The organism is Flavobacterium anhuiense (assembly GCF_001705175.1).
Lineage (GTDB): Bacteria > Bacteroidota > Bacteroidia > Flavobacteriales > Flavobacteriaceae > Flavobacterium > Flavobacterium anhuiense.
This window is the reverse complement of the sequence record NZ_CP016907.1, coordinates 2,017,675-2,037,249: the sequence shown is the minus strand read 5'-3', so window position 1 is coordinate 2,037,249 and position 19,575 is coordinate 2,017,675. Positions and strand designations below refer to the sequence as shown.

The 19,575-nt window shown below is 35.1% G+C and carries 9 protein-coding genes; 2 read left to right on the top strand and 7 right to left on the bottom strand.

Annotation, left to right across the window (positions count from 1 at the left end; genetic code table 11):
* Window positions 1-115: 115 nt before the first annotated feature.
* Window positions 116-5,485 (bottom strand): T9SS sorting signal type C domain-containing protein, encoded by a 5,370-nt coding sequence (locus BB050_RS08690; protein WP_123906990.1) that lies wholly within the window; start codon window positions 5,483-5,485, stop codon window positions 116-118.
* Window positions 5,486-5,764: 279 nt separating this feature from the next.
* Between BB050_RS08690 and BB050_RS08685 the strand changes: the two genes are divergently transcribed.
* Together BB050_RS08685 and BB050_RS08680 are read left to right on the top strand one after the other, a co-directional pair.
* Window positions 5,765-6,247 carry a regulatory protein RecX gene (locus BB050_RS08685; RefSeq protein WP_236940434.1) on the top strand — a complete coding sequence of 161 codons (483 nt, stop codon included), beginning with the start codon at window positions 5,765-5,767 and terminating at the stop codon, window positions 6,245-6,247.
* A gap of 408 nt (window positions 6,248-6,655) precedes the next feature.
* The gene (locus tag BB050_RS08680) at window positions 6,656-10,924 is read left to right on the top strand and encodes an Ig-like domain-containing protein (RefSeq protein ID WP_066033303.1); all 4,269 of its coding nucleotides are present in this window, start codon (window positions 6,656-6,658) and stop codon (window positions 10,922-10,924) included.
* Window positions 10,925-10,997: 73 nt separating this feature from the next.
* Here the strand turns inward: BB050_RS08680 and BB050_RS08675 are convergent, their stop codons facing one another.
* The 6 genes from BB050_RS08675 to BB050_RS08650 form a co-directional block, all read right to left on the bottom strand.
* A complete protein-coding gene (locus BB050_RS08675) occupies window positions 10,998-12,134 on the bottom strand; it encodes an aminotransferase class I/II-fold pyridoxal phosphate-dependent enzyme (protein ID WP_066033302.1) in 1,137 nt (378 codons plus the stop codon).
* 74 nt (window positions 12,135-12,208) lie between these two features.
* Entirely contained in the window at window positions 12,209-12,847 is a 639-nt protein-coding gene (locus BB050_RS08670) for an NAD(P)-dependent oxidoreductase (RefSeq protein WP_066033301.1), read from the bottom strand.
* 188 nt (window positions 12,848-13,035) lie between these two features.
* The gene (locus BB050_RS08665) at window positions 13,036-13,317 is read right to left on the bottom strand and encodes a FoF1 ATP synthase subunit delta/epsilon (RefSeq protein WP_008465464.1); all 282 of its coding nucleotides are present in this window, start codon (window positions 13,315-13,317) and stop codon (window positions 13,036-13,038) included.
* Window positions 13,318-13,400: 83 nt separating this feature from the next.
* Window positions 13,401-14,912, bottom strand: a complete 1,512-nt coding sequence (atpD, locus tag BB050_RS08660) for a F0F1 ATP synthase subunit beta (protein ID WP_008465465.1) — start codon at window positions 14,910-14,912, stop codon at window positions 13,401-13,403.
* 237 nt (window positions 14,913-15,149) lie between these two features.
* Entirely contained in the window at window positions 15,150-16,619 is a 1,470-nt protein-coding gene (locus BB050_RS08655; protein ID WP_066033300.1) for an SGNH/GDSL hydrolase family protein, read from the bottom strand.
* Between the two features lie 85 nt (window positions 16,620-16,704).
* Window positions 16,705-19,494: a TonB-dependent receptor gene (locus BB050_RS08650; RefSeq protein WP_066033299.1), complete on the bottom strand. Its 2,790-nt coding sequence runs from the start codon at window positions 19,492-19,494 to the stop codon at window positions 16,705-16,707.
* Between the last annotated feature and the right edge of the window lie 81 nt (window positions 19,495-19,575).

Below are 19,575 nucleotides of genomic sequence, written 5' to 3'. Positions count from 1 at the left end.
CTAAAATTACAAGACTATCATAAGATGTACAATACCAAGATTTAGGGATATTTTTGCACATAAAAAAGCCCATTCCTTTTAAGGAATGGGCTTCTAATTATTTTGGTTTTATTATTTACAGATTAGAAAAAATAACTTTCTTAGTAAAAGTGTGTCCGTTTTCTAGAGTTATTTTTACCAATAGCACTTGATCACTAGAATGCAAGTTTTTAATTTGTAATTGTGAAGCATTCACCTTGCTATTACTATATAATAACTCCGCACCAATGTTGTAAACATTTACTCCTTTTATTATTTCTTTAGATGAAGTAATATTTATTGCTTTGTCTTTAACTGAAACTAAAACTGTATTCTCAAGATTTTCAAATTCACCTGTTCCTAAAGTTTTATTGGTATAACGTAGAGAAAAACGTGTTGTATTTGTTTCTGCTGCACTAAAGAAAGTATAATTTTCTTTTCTTAAATCTATTACTTTACCCGTTACTTTATCTTCTAAGTATACAGGTTGAGTAGTAAAGAATCCGTCTGCATGATCAATAGAAATTGTGAAGTTACGATCTCCCTTATCATCAACACCGCTCTTGTATCCTAAAGGAATTATCTCTGTATTATCAAAAGGAAGTCCGCGACCTTGAACGGTTAGTTTTTTGCTTTCGTTAAGCGTGTAAAAATCAATATAAGAGTTGCTTCCCATTGTAACAGCATCATAATCCACATCTATAGCGTTTGTCGCACCCTCAATGTAACCAATTAATATCTGTTTGAAAGCGCCTTGAGAATTAGCAATATTCAGCCAAAGACGATTCTTTTCAATTTTACTAGTTTTAGCTGTCTTATAAAACTGTGTATTCTCTGAACTTCCCTTACGGAACTCGTTTTTAAATTTTACTGTTGTTCCTGGTGGTATTGCAAAAAAAGCTTGACCTGCGCCAATATAACCTTTAAATTCATCTGCACCAGTAACAATCTCATTGTTTACTCTTACCGAACCTGTTCCGTTATAAACAACAAAATCTGAACTTAGATACTTAAATGTGTTAGTTCCCGGAGCAAGTTGTGGAGGCTGATTATGAGTCCAAAAATATAACGAACCTAATTTATCTTTATTCTCTAGCATTAACTCATCTGCATCTACTGGAGAAGGATAAGGATTACCAATCAAATTCAATTTATTTGCCACCACAGAGAATGAAACATCACCATTATTTGGAACCCCAACAAAAACACCTTCAAATATTTGAGGAGTAACCAGATCAAAATATTGTGGTCCTCTGATACTATAACCTTGTCCCATTTCCATCACTTTTCCACCATAGTTACTAAGAACCCATTTTGTCGTAGTTGCATTCCAATAATGATATTTATCAAATAAGGTATTTGGAGAAAATTTATACATAGTAAGACTTGCATCTGTTACCGGAGTTGCCCAATAAACAACATCATAGCGGCGCATACTGACTTTTCTTTTATACGAAATAGTACCGGTATTTAGAGCGCTTGGGCCTTGTAATAAGCTTGATCCACTTTCAAATGTTAATTTACCATTACTTGTAATTCCGTTGGTAACAGTTAAAGTCATTTCAGATGGAATAATTACATCTGACCCAGCCGTAATAGTTAAGGAACAAACTATTATGTTAGGTTTAGCAGCAGAAAAAGGCTGACTTGGCACAACTGATGAAATTGTAACACTTTTACTTCCATCTGGCTCGCCATTAGACCATACTGAACCATTCCATGTTGTATTTGAACTAATGTCATTTATGGCAACAGTAGCCGAACTTGAAGTACAACCTGTAGTACTATTTGTAATAGTAAAATTGTAGGTTCCTGCTATTAAATCTTGAATAGCGTAAGTAGATGCCGTGCCTGAATATGTTTTAGAAACGGTTCCTGTTTGGTTAATTGTCCAATTTCCTGATAAACCTGTTAGTGTAATACTTCCAAAACTGCCACAAGATACATCGTTGTTTTTCGTGATTGTTGGAGCTGCGTGGACTTGTTTTACAGTTATGGTTCCTGTAGCTGAAATATTTCCACAACCATTTGTCAAAGTTACTGTATAATTAAATGGGCTACCAACTTCCGTTGTAGGCGTTCCGCTAATCGTTACAACATTTCCTGCCCAAGCCCCTGTAACTCCAGCAGGCAGACCTGAAAAAGTTGCACCTGTCGCTCCAGTTGTAGCATAGGTAATGTTGGAAATTGCAGTATTAGCGCAGACTGTTTGCGAATCTGTTCCTGCAGCCGAACTTAATGCTATAGTATTATTTGGATTTACTGTTATTGTTCCTGAAGCCGTAACCGTTCCGCATCCTCCCGTTAAAGTAATTGTATAAGTATATGGACTTGCCGAACTAACGGTCGGAGTACCGCTAATTGTGACAACATTTGCCGTCCAGCCCCCTGTAACTCCAGATGGCAGACCTGAGAAAGTTGCACCTGTTGCTCCTATCGTGTTATAGCTAATATTTGTAATCGGTGTATTAATACATTTTGTCTGTGTATCTGTACCTGCAGCTGAACTTAGTGAAATCGTATTGTTCGGACTGACAGTAACAGCCAACGTAAAAGGCACTCCTGTACAGCTACCTGTAATTGGAGTAACAGTGTAAGTTGCTGTTTGAGCTGTTGATGTAGTATTTATTAATGTTCCTGTTATAGAAGATACCGCAACCGTATTTGATGCCCCGCCAGTTAAACCTGCAGTAACAGTTGGTGCTGTCCATGTGTATGTTGTACTACCTGGAATTGTTCCATTTGTACCGTTTGTTGGTGTTACCGTGAAAGCCGCTCCAGTACATGCTGAATATGTCATTGGAGTAATTGTTGCTGATGTGACATCTACCATAACTGGTGTTGATGCAACGGTAGTATTAGCCCCACAAGTTACTAAAGCACGATAATATGTTTTTACTGTTTGAGAAGTGGTAAATGTTGAATTTGATCCTGTTGTATCAAGAAAATCAATTGACAAATCATCTATACTATGTCTATCATTTTCACCTCCAGTACGTGCAGAAAACTTAAATTTCCATGATGATTTGTCTGCAGCGCTATAACCTGGCAAGAAAAGATCTGAGACTACAGTTACACCTGCAATCACAAGAGATAATTTTGCATTGGCATCAACTCTTAAAACAACATCTCGATAAGATGCATTTCTTAAGGCAACTGCATTAATAGCAGAAGTAAAATATCTAACATTATTGTATAAGACCCTTACACGTCCACCGCTCGTAACACCTTCATTATCATAAGTGTCAAATTGAATTATAATACCATCGCCTTCACCATTTTCTCCTCCTCCAGCACCTGCCACTACATTACTGCCATAACTAAAACTCATACCATCTGCTCCTGCTCCTCCCGTAGTTGTACCCCAAATTCTATATTTAAAACTAGCTGTAAAAGCATTGATGTTACTATTTGTTGGCTTACTAATAAAGAATCCACTATTATGTCCACTAAGGCTAGTGTCGGTTAAGATCAACTCAGTTCCGTTAATAATACAGTCACCACCTGCAAGTGTAATATCGCCACTTGTTGTGTTTGCTGCTTGTGGGGTAGAAAAGTTACTATAGAAATAATTAGTCGATGTTGGTGTTGCATTTGTCCAATTGGTACCATCTGTAGACTTTTGCCAAACATAATTTGAACCATCAATAAATGTATTTCCTAAAGACAATGTAAAAGGTGAACTAGGACAAACTGATGAAGATGATGAAACAGTGGTACTTGAAGTTGGATTTCCTGAACAAGAATTTAGAAGAGTAACTGTGTATTCCTCAATCTGTCCTGCACTACCACTTGCAACACAAGGACCACCAGAATAACCTCCCATTCTTGCTACGATTCGCATTTTAATATTTCCTGCTACTGCTGTTGACGGAATTTGTAAATAAACAGATGTTATAGCACCATCTGCTCCTGTTGAGTTATTAATAGTTCCTATTGTATAACTTTCATTCGAGTCTGTGAAAACACCATTGTTATTCCAATCAAAATAGGCTGTATAATAACCGTTTGTATATCCCGTTGTATTTCCTTTTACTGTTAATGCATAGAACTGATCCTTAACTAATGTCGTAGGCGTATCTGAAGTAAAGTCTTCATAAGCTGGGCTTGATGTAAGATTTGAACTCGTTTTGTCTAACGTATTTAGTATAACCTCTGTAATTGGATTTACACTAGCAAAATAAGCACAGGTAACATTCAATATTCCAGTTGCTGAATTACCAAAATAAGTAACATTTTTATTGAATGCTGAAGAAGCTGTACTACCCCAAGAAGAAGCTGTAGACGCAGTTGTTGACCCATAAGTTAGAGAAGCTGCAGTATGATTTTGAGTGCCTAAATTTGCGCTTGCTCCTGAGTTAATAACCAAAGCATTTGCAATAGTAGTTGCAGCCCCAAAGCTTTTCGTGCTTCCCGTCAATGTTAAATTATAGAAGTTTGGAACGTTGAAAGATTGAGCTGCTGATCCATTTAATGTTACTGTTCCTACTCTTGGAGTGAATGCCCCATTATTAGTAAAACTTCCTCCTATATTTAGTGCGTAATTAGTCGTTGATACATCTAAAGTAGTTCCTGAACCCACAGTTAGATTACTACTAACTGTTGTGGCCGCACCCATCGTTTTAGTCCCACTTCCAGAAGTAGTTAAATTTCTATAAGTAGTTCCTAATACTGCTTGATTATTAGTTCCACTATAATTTACTGTCGCTCCAGTACCATCTAGTGTTGTTGTAAAGACACCATTGTTACCTGTTGTTCCAAATGGAGTCATTCCATTTAAATATAAAATAGGGTTTGAATTACCCAGAACAATCGATGCCACAGAAGCACTATTATTTGTAGTTGTTGGATTAATTGCCCCATCAATTGTTACAACTCCACTTGTTTGAGTAAATGTTGAATTATTTTCACTACTTCCGTTTCTTGTACTTATAATATTCAGATTTCCTGAAATTACAAAATTTGAAATTGTAGAAGTAAGAGTTGTGGTTCTATCGCTAGATGGGTTAATACTTGACAGTCCAATAGAAAGAGTAGTACATTGTATAGTACCAAGTCCCGAAATTGTCGCAATACGGTTTCCATTTGCAATAGATTCTAATGTTATTCCATTTGTTACTAACAAATTAAAACTACTATTTATAGTCAAAGTAGCACTTGCACCATTGAAAGTAATCGACGCACATTGTGCTGCTCCTGTAACTGTAACAGTATGTCCATTTTGAATAAAAACTGTATCTCCTGATCCAGGGACTGTTGTACCTGCTCCTCCTGTAGGTGTAGAAGACCAAGTTGATGCAGTGCTCCACGGACCTGATGTTCTTGAATAAAAATTAGCCGCATCTGCAAAAGAAACCACAAAAAACATCCCAACACAAAGCAATCCTAAACTTGGTGTGCTTAACCTTTTGGGAAAAGATTTAGAGGAAATAAAAAATAAAAACGAGTAAAGTAATTTTCTCATCATATGTTAGTAGGTATTTGTTTTAAATTTGTTTTTGGTTGCTTAAAAGCAAAAAAGGCAATTCCTTTCAAAAAATGAATGGTCTTTTGGTATTATATTGGAATTCAAAATGTTAAATATTGGCTCTTTAGCCGATATCCAAAAATGTTAAAATTCCGTACAAAAATATTTAAATTAGCCTAATACACAAGGTTATAATTTATTTCTTTTTGTAAAATATTAACAAATTTCAGAATTAATTTATAACTATTTGACCAATATTTGATTTAAACGTTAAAATGCATGAAAAAGCCGATGAATAACACTTTTACTATCAAAGAAGCTTTACAAAAGTTAGAGCATTTTTGTGCTTATCAAGAACGTTGTCATGACGAAGTGGTTGATAAGTTATACAGCCTAAAAATGACTCGTGATGAGATTGACAGTATTGTCGTACAGCTGATTGAGGGAAATTTTCTAAACGAAACCCGTTTTGCCTGCAGCTTTGCTAGAGGCAAACATCGAATTAAGCATTGGGGAAAAATCAGGATTACCAACGAACTCAAAGCAAGAAATATTTCTTCAACAAATATTACTTTGGCTTTGAAAGAAATTTCGACCGAAGAATATTTTGAGACTTTTGAAAATCTAGCAGAAAGATGCTGGAATAATATCTTAGAAACCAATCTTCTTAAAAAACGTAAAAAGTTCTGCGACTATATGTTACGAAGAGGTTACGAAAGTAATCTAGTGTATGAAAAAGTTAAGGAACTGGAAGAAAACTAAATTCCCTTTTATCTTAAAAAAGTGCCTTTTTATCCTTTTCCAAGCTATTTTGTTTTTTTGTCAAAAAGTCATCAAAAAATCCCCCTTTCAAACCAAACAACTTTTGGTTATAAAATATTCCATTTTTGCAGAATTTATAGCAAACTAGACGTTTTTCAGTCTAAAACTTCAAAAAACTGTTTAAAAAAAATAAAATTAACACAATTATTCCTTCAATAATATTGGGAATTTTATAAGAATAATTGTCTAACATTAAAATTTTTAATGTGCTTCATCGAGTATTTTTTTAGTTCATCGATTATATCGGGGTTCTTAAAACCACGCCAATATTCAGCTCGTAAATGTATATACCTTTGTTTGGTTCGGAAGTCCTATGCCAGCATAACAAATTGATAAAAAACATTTAGCATGAAAAAAACTCTACTTTTATTCTTATTATTGCCTTTTTTTGGATTTGCTCAAACTGCTTTAGTAAAATGGGACGCAGCAAATTCTAGCAATAGATATGCTCCTGTTCCAATAGGAACAATTAACGGTTCTGATTTATCAGCAACTGTAACCAATACATATACACCTAACAATGCCGCAAACACTTTTTTTGCCAGTAGTGGCTGGCCAACGCCTCTAAACAAAGGTGGTCAATATGATCTGACAAAATATGTACAATTTGCTTTGGGACCTAAAACAGGAAACAAGGTAAATTTAACCACATTCTCTTTTGAATGTAAATCTCCAGGTTCTCAAAAATATACAATTAAATATTCCAAACAATCTGATTTCTCATCTGGTGTTTATAATCTTCTTACAGCAACATCAGTTACAAGTGATTGGATACAATACACATTGAATTTTTCTGAAGAAATAAACCCTGTATTACCTACTGAAAAAGTTTATATTAGAATTTATGCTTATTACACTAATAACGACTTCCAAATCAGAACTGGAAGCGGAAATATTGTACCTACCATCAACGGTGAAGTATTAAGCTTTGATGCCACTAAAATATTAGCTATCAACGATTACGTTACCACTACAAAAGATGTAGCAGTTAATATAAATCCGCTAAGCAATGACGTAAACAAAGCCAACGTAACCACATTGGTTATTTCTACACCTCCGTCAGCAGCTGAAGGAACTGCGATAATTAATCCTGATAAAACTATAACTTTTAATCCTGCTGCTGGATTTCTTGGCACTTCTGTTTTCAACTACACCATCTCAAATGCAACAGAAACATCTACAGGAACCATAAAAGTAACAGTAAATCAAGACACAACAGACTTTCTATCACTTTGGGATGGAGCCGATGACACTTTTAATCCCGTAACCAAACAATATGTGGACCCAAACTCTCCAATTACAAAGGCAGGTACTAACATAAGTTTAGATTATATATTTCAAAACCCAAATAATGCATTTTTTCAAACTAACGGCTGGCCTACTCCTTCTTATAACCCTAATATTGTAGATAAGGCAGATGAAACTAAATACATTCAATTTAAAATCGCACCCGATTCTAAACACAAATTAAATCTTAAACAATTTAATTTTACTTACCGAGGAAAGAATCAAAAGTTTCTTGTAAAATATTCTAAGAATCCAGATTTTACGAATGGTGCTCAGACATTAATACCAGAAAGTAATGCTGCCTCATCATGGACGTCGTTAACTAATAATATCGCATCAGGTCTAAACACCTTATCGCCTGGAGAAACCCTGTACATTAGATTTTATGTTTATGCTAGTAACAATACTTTTGAAATTAAAAATGGTAATGGAAGTCCAGAAGGTCCAGTAATCACAGGAACAATCGAAGATGTTTTTACCTTAACAGCAAAGAATGATATTGTTTCAACTCCATCAAATCAAGCTGTAACAATCCCTATTTTAGATAATGATGTTATTGGCGGCTATCCTTTAGAAGCCATAACGGTAACACAACCAACTAATGGCACTGTAACTGTAAACGGCCTTAACAATATCACCTTTACACCTGCAGCAAATTTTACTGGATCTGCAACATTTACATACACTCTTAAAAATACTAATTCTAATTATTCTTCTGCTACTGTAACTGTTAATGCTACTGCACCTGTTTGCAATGTTGTTGGAGATCAAATTAAATATGGAGACAATAAATGGATAGGTTATGTTTACAAAACTACAAACCTCCCATCAACAGGTGATCCTGTAGATCCGAATCCTGAAACACCTACAACTCTTCCAATTTCAAACATGACCTATATAGGGCAGGTTGAAGAAAATAAACTATTTAACCGTGATGTTGTACAAGGAGCGGTTACGGGATTAAATCCGCAGTTATGCGAATCGCCAACAAATTACTTCTTTGTCCGTTATAAAATGAAGACCAAAGTTGATGTAACAGGCACTTACAATATTACCGTTGGAGGCGATGATTACTATCGTTTGTATTTAACTACAGCTTCTGGTACTACCAAAATAATTAATCAATGGTCTGGTGTAAATTATTCACAAAAGGCAGTAAATATGCAATTGACTGCTGGCGTTGAGTATACTTTTGACTTGGAATATTATGAAAAAACAACCGATTCTAGAATACAGTTTTCAATGGGCTTAATAGCAGGAAATAATACTGCACCTTATGCTTTTGGAGATAATTTGTGGAAAGTTTACGGATTTACTACCGCTGATAGTGGCAATAATTTTACAATCCCACAAAACAGCTATGCTGGATATTACAGTGTAAATCCTGTAAATATTAATACAACAGATTCATTTGCTCTTGCAGAATCACCTTCTTTTGACCCAACTAAATCGGGCTGGCAAGGTGCTCCTGTTCCGCAAGATTACTTCACTCTGGTATATAAAAGACAAGGATTTCCTTGTGGAACCTATCAAATACAAATTACAAACTGCGATGATCAAGTGCAAATTTTCATTGATGATGAAAACGCTACCACTCCAGTTTACACTTCGCCAGGAAACATTAATGATAATGCGCCTGTAAACAACGCATTATCTAGTCCAAGAGTTTTAGGCAAAAATTCTAAAGTTGAAATTCGTCTAAAAGATTACAAACAAAGTGCAAGACTGAATTTGAATTTTATTAAAATTGAAACAAATTACAACGGTGCGGCTACCCCAAATGGAAGCTCTTTAGTAATCAATTCAAATACACAATTAACATCTGATCTTACAGTATGCTCTTGTAAAATAAACGATAAAGTTACATTAACAGTTCCAAAAGATATAACCTTAACCGTTGATGAGGACATAAATATTCTTGGAGAAGGAAAACTACTGATTTTAGATGGAGGATCATTGCTTCAAACTTCAACAGCCAAAAATATGCTTACGGGAAGTGCAAAAGCTTTTGAAATACAAAGAACAACCAATGTAGTACGTTACGATGTAACATATTGGTCATCACCCGTAATCGGTTTGTCTATGCATGATTTGTCTCCAGAAACTTTGTATGACAAATATCATTATTGGAATGCAACTACCACAAAATGGGTTCCTAGCTACTATGGTCAAAAAGTTATGGAAGCAGGATACGGATACAGTATTAGAGCGCCACAAACATATGATTTGGCAACTCCAAGCAATTTTACTGCGAAATTCACAGGAGTTCCAAACAATGGAAACATCCAAATCTCAATTGTAAGCGGAAAATTAAATTTATTAGGTAACCCTTACCCATCTTCTATTGATGCTGAAAAGTTCATTCTAGACAATGGAGATGTTGGACCTTTATATTTTTGGTCACATAATACTCCCCCGAAAAAAATCGAGGGAACAAACACATTTACTTATGATAGCGCCGATTTTGCTGTTTTCACATTAATGGGACAAACACAACCATCTCCAAAAGGACAGGTTCCTAACGGTTATATTGCTACTGGACAAGGATTTTTTACTCAGCCAAATGTAAGCTCTATTTTATTTACAAACGAACAAAGAGTTAAAGCCAAAAACACTACATTCTTTAAGACGACTGAAAAAACAGGCCAAATCGAAAAAAATCGTTTATGGCTAAACTTAACAAATTCTCAAGGCGCGTTTAAGCAAATGCTTATTGGATATGCAACTGGAGCAACCAATAATTTAGATTATAATTATGACGCCACAACAATGGGAAGTAACTCCTATATTGATTTTTATAGTATCAGCGAAGCTAAAAAATTAACCGTTCAAGGCCGTGCCTTGCCCTTTGATAATTCTGACTTTGTCCCTATTGGTTATAAAAGTACTGTTGAAGGCAATCTTACAATTTCAATTGATCACGCTGACGGATTCTTTAATACTCAGGCTGTTTATCTAGAAGACAAAACAACAGGTATTATAACTGACTTGCGCACTTCTAATTATATTTTTAAAACAGCTATTGGAACCTTTACAGATCGTTTTGTCCTTCGCTATACGAAGAAAACATTAGGCACTGATGATTTTGAGAATTTAAAAGATGGAGTTTTAGTTTCTGTAAAATCAAAAGCAGTAAATGTAAATAGCGGAACTGAAAACATTAAAGAAGTACAAATCTATACCATTGGAGGTCAAATGCTTTATAATAAAACTAAAGTTGACACAAAAGAATTAGAGATTAAAAACTTATATTCTGGCAATCAAGTTTTATTAGTAAAAGTGATTCTAGAAAATAACAGTGTAGTCACAAAGAAAATCATATATAACTAAAAACAAGAAACCCATCTTTACGATGGGTTTCTTGTTTTATTCTATTTAAACGAACTTAAATCCTTGCACACAATCAAAAAACAAAATCTCTAACCAATTCCAAAACTTGGTTAATTTCTTCTTGCGAATTATAACTGTGAATACAAAAACGAAGACGTTCCTGTCCTTCTGGAACAATCGGAGAAAGAATAGAATGAACATCAAATCCTCTATCCTGAAGTTGCTGTGATAACTCGTTCACATTATTATTTCCTAGAATAATAGCAGAATGTATTGAAGATTTACTGTGAACAAACATTGGCTTTAGTCCTAACAAATTTTTCTGCTGATTAAAAAATATAATATTCTGACGAAGCTTTTCAATAGCAGCTTTTTCTATTTCCAATTGCTGGTATGCAGTAAAAATTGTCGCAACAGTATGAGGAGACAAAGCAGTTGAATGTATAAAACTTCGAGCAAAATTGACCAGATAATCTCTTAGCTCTATACTTCCTAAAATTGCCGCACCTTGACATCCCAGAGCTTTTCCAAAAGTTACAATTCTAGCAAAAATTTTATGATGCAAATTTAGATACTGACTTAAACCTTCTCCTTTTTCTCCAAAAACTCCCAAAGCATGAGCTTCATCAACAACCAAATAACAATTGTGTTTTTGAGCAAGCAGTACTAAATCTTCTAAATTTGGACTATCACCATCCATAGAAAAGACCGTTTCAGTTACAATGTAAATTATTCTTTCTGGAAGTTTAAGAATATACTTTTCCAAATCTTCAAAATCATTGTGAACAAAGGAATATGATTTTGCTTTAGACATTGCAATTCCATCTTTTATAGAAACATGACACAATTCATCATACAAAACAAAATCGTTTTCTTGCGGTACAGCGCTAAAAAATCCCAAATTGGCATCATAACCCGAATTGAAAATTAAAGCTGATTCTACCTCATGAAATTGCGCCATAAAACTCTCTGCAATTTGATATAACGAATGGTTTCCTGTAGTCAATCTTGAGCCTGTATCTCCGTTTTGAAAAATCTCATTTTCTAATAAATAAGCATGAGAATGCTTGTAAATAATTTCTGATTTAGAAAATCCTATATAATCATTAGAAGAGAAATCAATCAGATTATTAAATACAGGCAATTTTCTAAACAGATTTTCTTGTTTACATCTTTCTATTTTACGTTTAAGATTTTCATGCAATTCCATAAAAACAAAGTTAGGCAATTCCTATTAGAATAAAATAAACGGCAGATTATAAGGAATCCGCCGTTTTTCTAAATTTAAATAGCACTTATAAAAGGCGATTGTCTAATGTAATTTGACTCGACCATTTCTTTTACCAAAAACTTCGAAATGTCCAACGCTGTAATTTTATCTCCCAAACAATCTTCGAGATTTACAGAGATTTCATTACTCTCATCAGAAAAAACAATTAACGGAACACGAACTTGTGTCCAATCAATCTTACTGCTGCTTAAAAGATCATAAGTGAATTGTCGGTCTTTCTGGATTTCAGGAAAATTAGTTTTCATCCAGTCCGTCGCCATAATTGTTTTGAGGCTCTTTTTATCAAATGGGGTATCGATATTTAGTCCTGCTAAAAGCAAATATCTTTGAATTCCATATGCATCCATAGCATTCAAAACATTTTTTGTCGCCCCACTTGCCACCATCGGTTCTCCCATTCTCTGACCGATAGTATTTATTACAGCTTGACAATCTCCGAGTAATAAACTTACAGATTCCTCACTAAGAGCATCTCCCTTAATGATTTCTATTTTTGAATTTTGAATGGTAAAATTGTCCGGATTTCTTAATAGAAGTTTTATACTAAATCCGTTTTTCAATAACTGTTTTACAAGGTATTTTCCTGTTCTTCCACCGCCGCCAAGAACAGCAACTTTTGATATATCTTTCATATATATTCTTTATAAAATTTGACATAAAAAATTATGTTTCATCATGAATGATGAAACATAGTGCAAAAGCTTACTGAGCTTTTACAATTGATCAAATATTTTATAAAGAGATTTTGATACTTCAAAAGTAAGAAAATAAAAAAAGCCAGACAATACTGTCTGGCTTTTCAGCTTATTTTGAAATTGTATTAATCAACTAATACAATTATCTTATTGTTTTTCATTTCGATTGTTCCTGACTTAATTCCTAAAGTATAAGTTTGGTCATTGACTCTCGTAAACTTATCAGCAGCCTCTTTAGAAAAACTGAAGCTTGGAGCTGCAATTTTAATTGTTCCCTCTTCTAAGATTGAAACAATTGGGGCGTGATGATTTAAAATCTGAAAGCTTCCATTAACTCCCGGTAAGCTAACTGATGTTACCTCTCCTGAAAATAATTTCGCTTCTGGTGATACTATTTCTAAAATCATGTCTTTTTTTAGTTAATAGTTGATGGTTGATGGTTGATGGTTGCTTTCTAACAACTTACAACTCACAACTGACAACCAAATTATTATGCTTCAGCTAACATTTTCTCTCCAGCTTCGATTGCGTCTTGAATAGAACCTTTCAAGTTGAAAGCGGCTTCTGGAAGGTGATCTAACTCACCGTCGATGATCATGTTAAATCCTTTGATAGTATCTTTAATATCAACCAATACACCTGGGATACCTGTAAATTGCTCTGCTACGTGGAATGGCTGAGACAAGAAACGTTGTACACGACGTGCTCTTGCTACTGCAAGTTTATCTTCTTCAGATAACTCTTCCATACCAAGGATAGCGATGATATCTTGCAATTGTTTGTATTTTTGAAGAATTTCTTTTACTCTTTGTGCGCAGTTGTAGTGCTCATCTCCTAAGATATGTGGAGTTAAAATTCTTGAAGTAGAATCTAACGGGTCAACCGCAGGATAGATACCTAACTCAGCAATTTTACGAGACAATACAGTTGTTGCATCTAAGTGCGCGAAAGTTGTAGCTGGCGCAGGGTCAGTTAAGTCATCCGCAGGAACGTAAACCGCTTGTACAGATGTAATAGATCCTTTGTTTGTAGATGTAATACGTTCTTGCATTGCACCCATCTCAGTTGCTAATGTTGGTTGGTAACCTACCGCAGATGGCATACGTCCTAAAAGTGCTGATACCTCAGAACCTGCTTGTGTAAAACGGAAGATATTATCAACGAAGAATAATACATCTTTTCCTTGGTCTGATCCAGCTCCATCACGGAAATACTCAGCGATAGATAATCCTGAAAGTGCCACACGTGCACGAGCTCCAGGTGGCTCATTCATTTGTCCGAAAACGAAAGTAGCTTTAGACTCTCTCATTCCTGGCATATCTACTTTAGATAAATCCCATCCTCCATTTTCCATAGAGTGCATGAAATCTTCACCGTATTTAATAATTCCTGACTCTAACATCTCACGAAGCAAGTCATTTCCTTCACGTGTTCTTTCACCTACTCCAGCGAATACTGAAAGTCCACCGTGACCTTTTGCGATATTGTTGATCAACTCCTGAATCAATACTGTTTTACCTACTCCAGCACCACCGAACAATCCAATTTTACCTCCTTTTGCGTAAGGCTCGATCAAATCGATTACTTTGATACCTGTAAATAAAACTTCAGATGAAGTTGATAAATCTTCAAATTTTGGTGCTGGTCTGTGGATTGGTAAACCATTCTCTCCAGATTTTGGCAAATCACCTAAACCGTCAATTGCATCTCCAACAACATTAAATAATCTTCCATATACGTCTGGACCGATTGGCATTTGGATTGGACTTCCTGTTCCAACTACCTCATATCCTCTAGACAAACCGTCTGTAGAGTCCATAGAGATTGTACGAACAGTGTTTTCTCCAATGTGAGATTGTACTTCTAGAACTAAGATAGTTCCGTCTTTTTTAGTGACTTCTAGTGAATCATAAATTTTTGGAAGTTCAACATCTTTACCGTTGAAAACTACGTCAACTACTGGTCCAATGATTTGAGCAACTTTTCCTATTACTTTTGACATTACTTATGTATTTATTAAATAGCTATTTAGGTTTATCGAAAATACCTCTTTTTTCAGAGCGCAAAGATAATTTTTTAAAATATAAAATCAATTTTTTTTTCATAAAAAATAGCATGATTTTGTTTGATTCATAAAACTTGCTTAAAAAATAACTAAAACGGCATTTTTTTAATAAAAGAAAAAACCGCTGCATTCTTAAAAATGAGCGGTTTTTAAAACTAAAAAAAATGTTTTTTTTTATGGAAGCGTTGCTGGATATTGAATTGGGTATTGTGCCAAATCAACATGACGAAGCGTTGAACCATACTTTTCATTTATTGCATCAATAAAGATATTTGCAATTAACCCATAACCTCTTGCACTTGGATGAACACCATCCAAAGAAAATGCTCCTCCAGTTACATAAGTAGATGACATTACGAAATTTCCAAATCGAACACCTCCGCTTGATAACTGTGTCATTGTACTTACTGTATTTACAAATGCCAAACCTTTTTCGTCAGCAATTGCTTTTATAGCTATATTATAGGCATCAGTTGCTTTTTTCACTTCGTTAACTTCGTCTTTTGTCAAAACCCAGTTGTCTGCTAAAGGCACAGAAAGCCCATTAACTTTTGTTGGATCTCCACCCACGGTTGTTCCAATAAATGTTCTTGCAGATAACACAACCAAATCTTCTTTCGTAGCTTGTCTATAAGACGGAATCCCATATGCCGAAAGATTAGTAAGATAGCTATCCACAACAACCACTGCATTATTTCCCGTCTTGAAGTTTATAGTTCTGCGTGCTGCCTCATCTGCCGATAAAAGCTTTTTTTCAACCATTTGCTGCAAACCTCCATTATAAGCTGCGTAGCCCGCATTTAATTGAGTAGCCAAAGCCGCAGTAAGCGGAGCTGGATTATAAGGAACAGTTGTAAAATATGGCAAAGTTGTAATATAAGGTAAATTTGCAACAACTCCTTTTGCACCATTAGCCGTTAAAGCCGTAACCAAGTTAGAATAAATAGTTTTAAACACTGTTGGGTCTGTAATATCATTACTTCCGTAAGTCGCGGGATTCATATTTCCAGTCTGATCTTTACCAATACCACCAGAAGTAGCATAACTCAAAACATCATTACCTCCTATAAAAAGAGAAAAGAAAGTTGGAGCCTGAGCTACAGCATCTGCCAAAACAGTAGTAGTGGCCGAACTAGAAAATCTTGCAAAATAAGGATTCGCAGCTCCTGTAGCTACACCCGCTACGTTTCCGTAACCAGGCGCAACCAAATGATAGCTTTTTGCACCTGGAACACCCATATTATTAAATGTGCCCGTTAAATGCGATGTTATCTCTGTTGTTGGTTTGCCAGAAACATTTACTGGAGCTTGTCCATTAAAATAAAGTCTTGTTCCTGCCACAACATTGCCTCCTAACAACAAACCTCCGATGTTATCATTCATAAGTGGCTGCGTAAAAGCACCACCGCCTGCCGCTACAAATTGTTGTGCCAAAATATTCACATATGAATTCTCTTGTCCTTTTTTAAACAATGCATTATCACTATAGCCAGCGGCAAAAGAATCACCAAGTGCCACATATTTAGTTAAAACCGCAGATCCGGGAGTTACAGGAACTTCTTCTGGAGCATTATTATCGTCATTATTACAAGCTGCCATAAAGGTTAATGAAACCAGCAACAGCATTTTTATATTTTTTTTCATGTTAGTACTTTTTAAATTATTACCTCTTCATTTTTCAAATAGTTCCAAAGAAGAAACTATTCCAAATTCACATAAATAATTACTATTACGGATTAATTGTCCATGAAGCAAACCACATTTGACCAATCATACCTGCTCCAATAACCTGAAGATAATCTGACCCGAAAAGATTTGTTGCTCCAACCTTAATAACTGATTTCCATTTTGGAATAGCATAATTCACTTGAGCATCCAAAACTGTATTTTCAGGAATCATACCATCTCCAAAAGAAGACTCCCATAAGTACTCAGAATTCCATCTCACATTAACATTGAAACCTAAATTTTTAATCACTTTTGCATTTCCTAAAGAAGCTTTGATTCTATGTTTTGGAGTATTGAACCCAGCAACGAAATCTGGATCATCTGCCTGATTGAAGTCAAACTGAGCATAATTATAATTCACACCTACTTCAAAATCTTTATACACTTTTTTAGACAATCCAGCACCAAAACCAAAAGAAGAAATTCGAGCAGTTGTATTGGTATAAACCTGATACACTCTTCTATCACCAAAAGCAAGTGCTTGATAAGTTTGCTGTACAGCAGGATTTGCTGGATCTGTCCCTACGGTTCCATAATAAGGAGAAATAACTCTAGCCGTATTCATGAAATCATTATAAATATTATAGTAAGCATTCAAATCTACAGACAAGTCATTCTGAACCACTGTACGATATCCAGCTTCAAAAGCTTGAACTTGTTCTGGCTTTACCAAACCAATATCTGCTACTTGAAGATCTCCAGGATTAGCAGATGCTGCAAAAGCTTGAACAGAAGCTACTGTATAAGCATTATGATAAGCATTTTGCCCTGACATTCCAATCGTTGCGGGCTGTCCTGCCGCTTGTCCTGCCGCACTTACATTTACTGTTTCCTGAAAACGGTCTAAGTTCTCTGGAGCCGAACCGATTAACGCAAATGGCCCTAAATCTAAACCAATATATTGATCTTGTGTAGTTGGGTTACGAAAACCTGTTTGATAAGACAATCTGAAGTTATGATTTTTTGATGCTCCAGCAGAATACACAAATGAAATTCTTGGCGAAATATTTCCATCAAAATTCTGACTCTTATCATAACGTAAAGATCCTGTAAACTTCAATCTGTCGTCTAAGAATTTTTTCTGCAATTGAGCATAAGCTCCATATTCTTTATATTCGATCGGACCATCATAATCTGTAAAAATAGTCCCTTCAGAATCCATTACATATTTTCTCCACGAACCTCCGACTTGAACTTCAGCCCATTTAATGATATCTCTAAAATTATAATTCACATCTGAGTGATATAATTTTGAATGATCAATAAACTTAGCTCCCTGTGTTAAATCTGGATTTTGTATTACAGTTGACAAAGCACTATTAAACTGCGCACTGCCTGGCTCGAATCTTGGAGAACCTGTTGGCTTTGGAATAAATGATATTTGCGCAGGCAAAACATTATAATCAGCAAAGTTTCTTGCAATCTGAGCAGACTCGTTTGCATTGGTTCCCATAACTGCACCTGCATACTGATACGCTGTAGCATAATTTGTAAACCATTCTTGATCTGATTTTGCTGCACGGTTAACATTCCAAGCCGCAAATCTCATATCATAAGAATTTCCAGCATCTTCGCTTGTAAAATATATTCTACCAAAAAAGTTTTTTCCTTTTACTTCAAACTTTCCTTGCTGCATTAAGAAATCTTTCAAAGCATATCTATTTGCTCCTTGATAAATTGTACTTCCAGTACCAATTTTATATTGAAGTATAAATTCTGTATCATCTGCCCAAGGCTTAATATGAGCGCTAAAATCAGCTTTCATACTTTGAACCTTATTGTCGGTTAAGTCTTGCTCACGATATCCTGTCCTACTAACCTGGCCTACATTTGGAATAAAAGTAGTCACCTCGTCACCATAAATATTCAAACCGTCATAATTCTGATTCATTGCATGTCCAACAGAACCTCCTGTCATACTTCTAGTGTCATTTGCAATCCACTCAGAAGCTTCCATGTAAGTGAAATTAGCTTTCATTGCAAAATGTTTCGTAAAAGCTTTTGCCGCTCTAATTCCAAAATCATTATAATCATTTGTTCCTGCAGCATCTTGGCTTGTTTGTCCATATTTGTAGTAAACACTTATTCCTTCATTTGTAAAAGGGCTTTTACTTGTCATAAACATGATTCCATTGAAAGCATTTGCACCATAAAGGGCTGAAGACGCACCAGGTAAAAGCTCCACACTAGCAACGTCAATATCTGACACTCCAATAAGATTTCCTAAAACGAAGTTCAATGCCGGAGACGAGTTATCCATTCCATCTACCAACTGCATGAAACGGGTATTGGCCACTGTAGCAAAACCACGAGTATTTATAGATTTAAAAGAAATACTACTTGTATTAAAGTTTACCTCTTTCAAATTCTCTAAACCATCATAAAAAGTTGGAGCTGTTGTATTTTTTATTTCCTGAAGTCCCATACGCTCAATTGTAACAGGAGATTCAATTACCCTTTCTGGCGTCCTTGAAGCAGAAACCACGATTTCATCCAATTTCGTTTCTTCATCTTTAAGCACCACAATCAATTTTTGATTTGCCGCTGTCACATTAATCGTTTTTGACTCAAACCCGATAGCTGAAACTTTAACAGAAAAAGGGAGTTTGGTATTTGTTGTCAATTTAAATGTTCCGTCGAAATCAGTGGACGCGCCACTATTATCACCGACCACAACAACATTGGCACCAGGAATAGATTGCTTGTTACTGTCAGTAACCGAACCTGTGATTGTATTCTGCGCAAAGGATACTCCGCTGAATAACAACATAATTAGCAAATAGACTCTCATTAGGGTTAGTTTTATTGTTAGTATATATAGCCAAAATACATAAATATTTTAATATATATAAAAATATGTTAAATAAAATTG

Coding starts and splice junctions, on each gene's coding strand:
- BB050_RS08690 (WP_123906990.1), bottom strand. CDS start 5,485: ATGATGAGAAAATTACTTTACTCGTTTTTATTTTTTATTTCCTCTAAA.
- BB050_RS08685 (WP_236940434.1), top strand. CDS start 5,765: ATGAAAAAGCCGATGAATAACACTTTTACTATCAAAGAAGCTTTACAA.
- BB050_RS08680 (WP_066033303.1), top strand. CDS start 6,656: ATGAAAAAAACTCTACTTTTATTCTTATTATTGCCTTTTTTTGGATTT.
- BB050_RS08675 (WP_066033302.1), bottom strand. CDS start 12,134: ATGGAATTGCATGAAAATCTTAAACGTAAAATAGAAAGATGTAAACAA.
- BB050_RS08670 (WP_066033301.1), bottom strand. CDS start 12,847: ATGAAAGATATATCAAAAGTTGCTGTTCTTGGCGGCGGTGGAAGAACA.
- BB050_RS08665 (WP_008465464.1), bottom strand. CDS start 13,317: ATGATTTTAGAAATAGTATCACCAGAAGCGAAATTATTTTCAGGAGAG.
- atpD (WP_008465465.1), bottom strand. CDS start 14,912: ATGTCAAAAGTAATAGGAAAAGTTGCTCAAATCATTGGACCAGTAGTT.
- BB050_RS08655 (WP_066033300.1), bottom strand. CDS start 16,619: ATGAAAAAAAATATAAAAATGCTGTTGCTGGTTTCATTAACCTTTATG.
- BB050_RS08650 (WP_066033299.1), bottom strand. CDS start 19,494: ATGAGAGTCTATTTGCTAATTATGTTGTTATTCAGCGGAGTATCCTTT.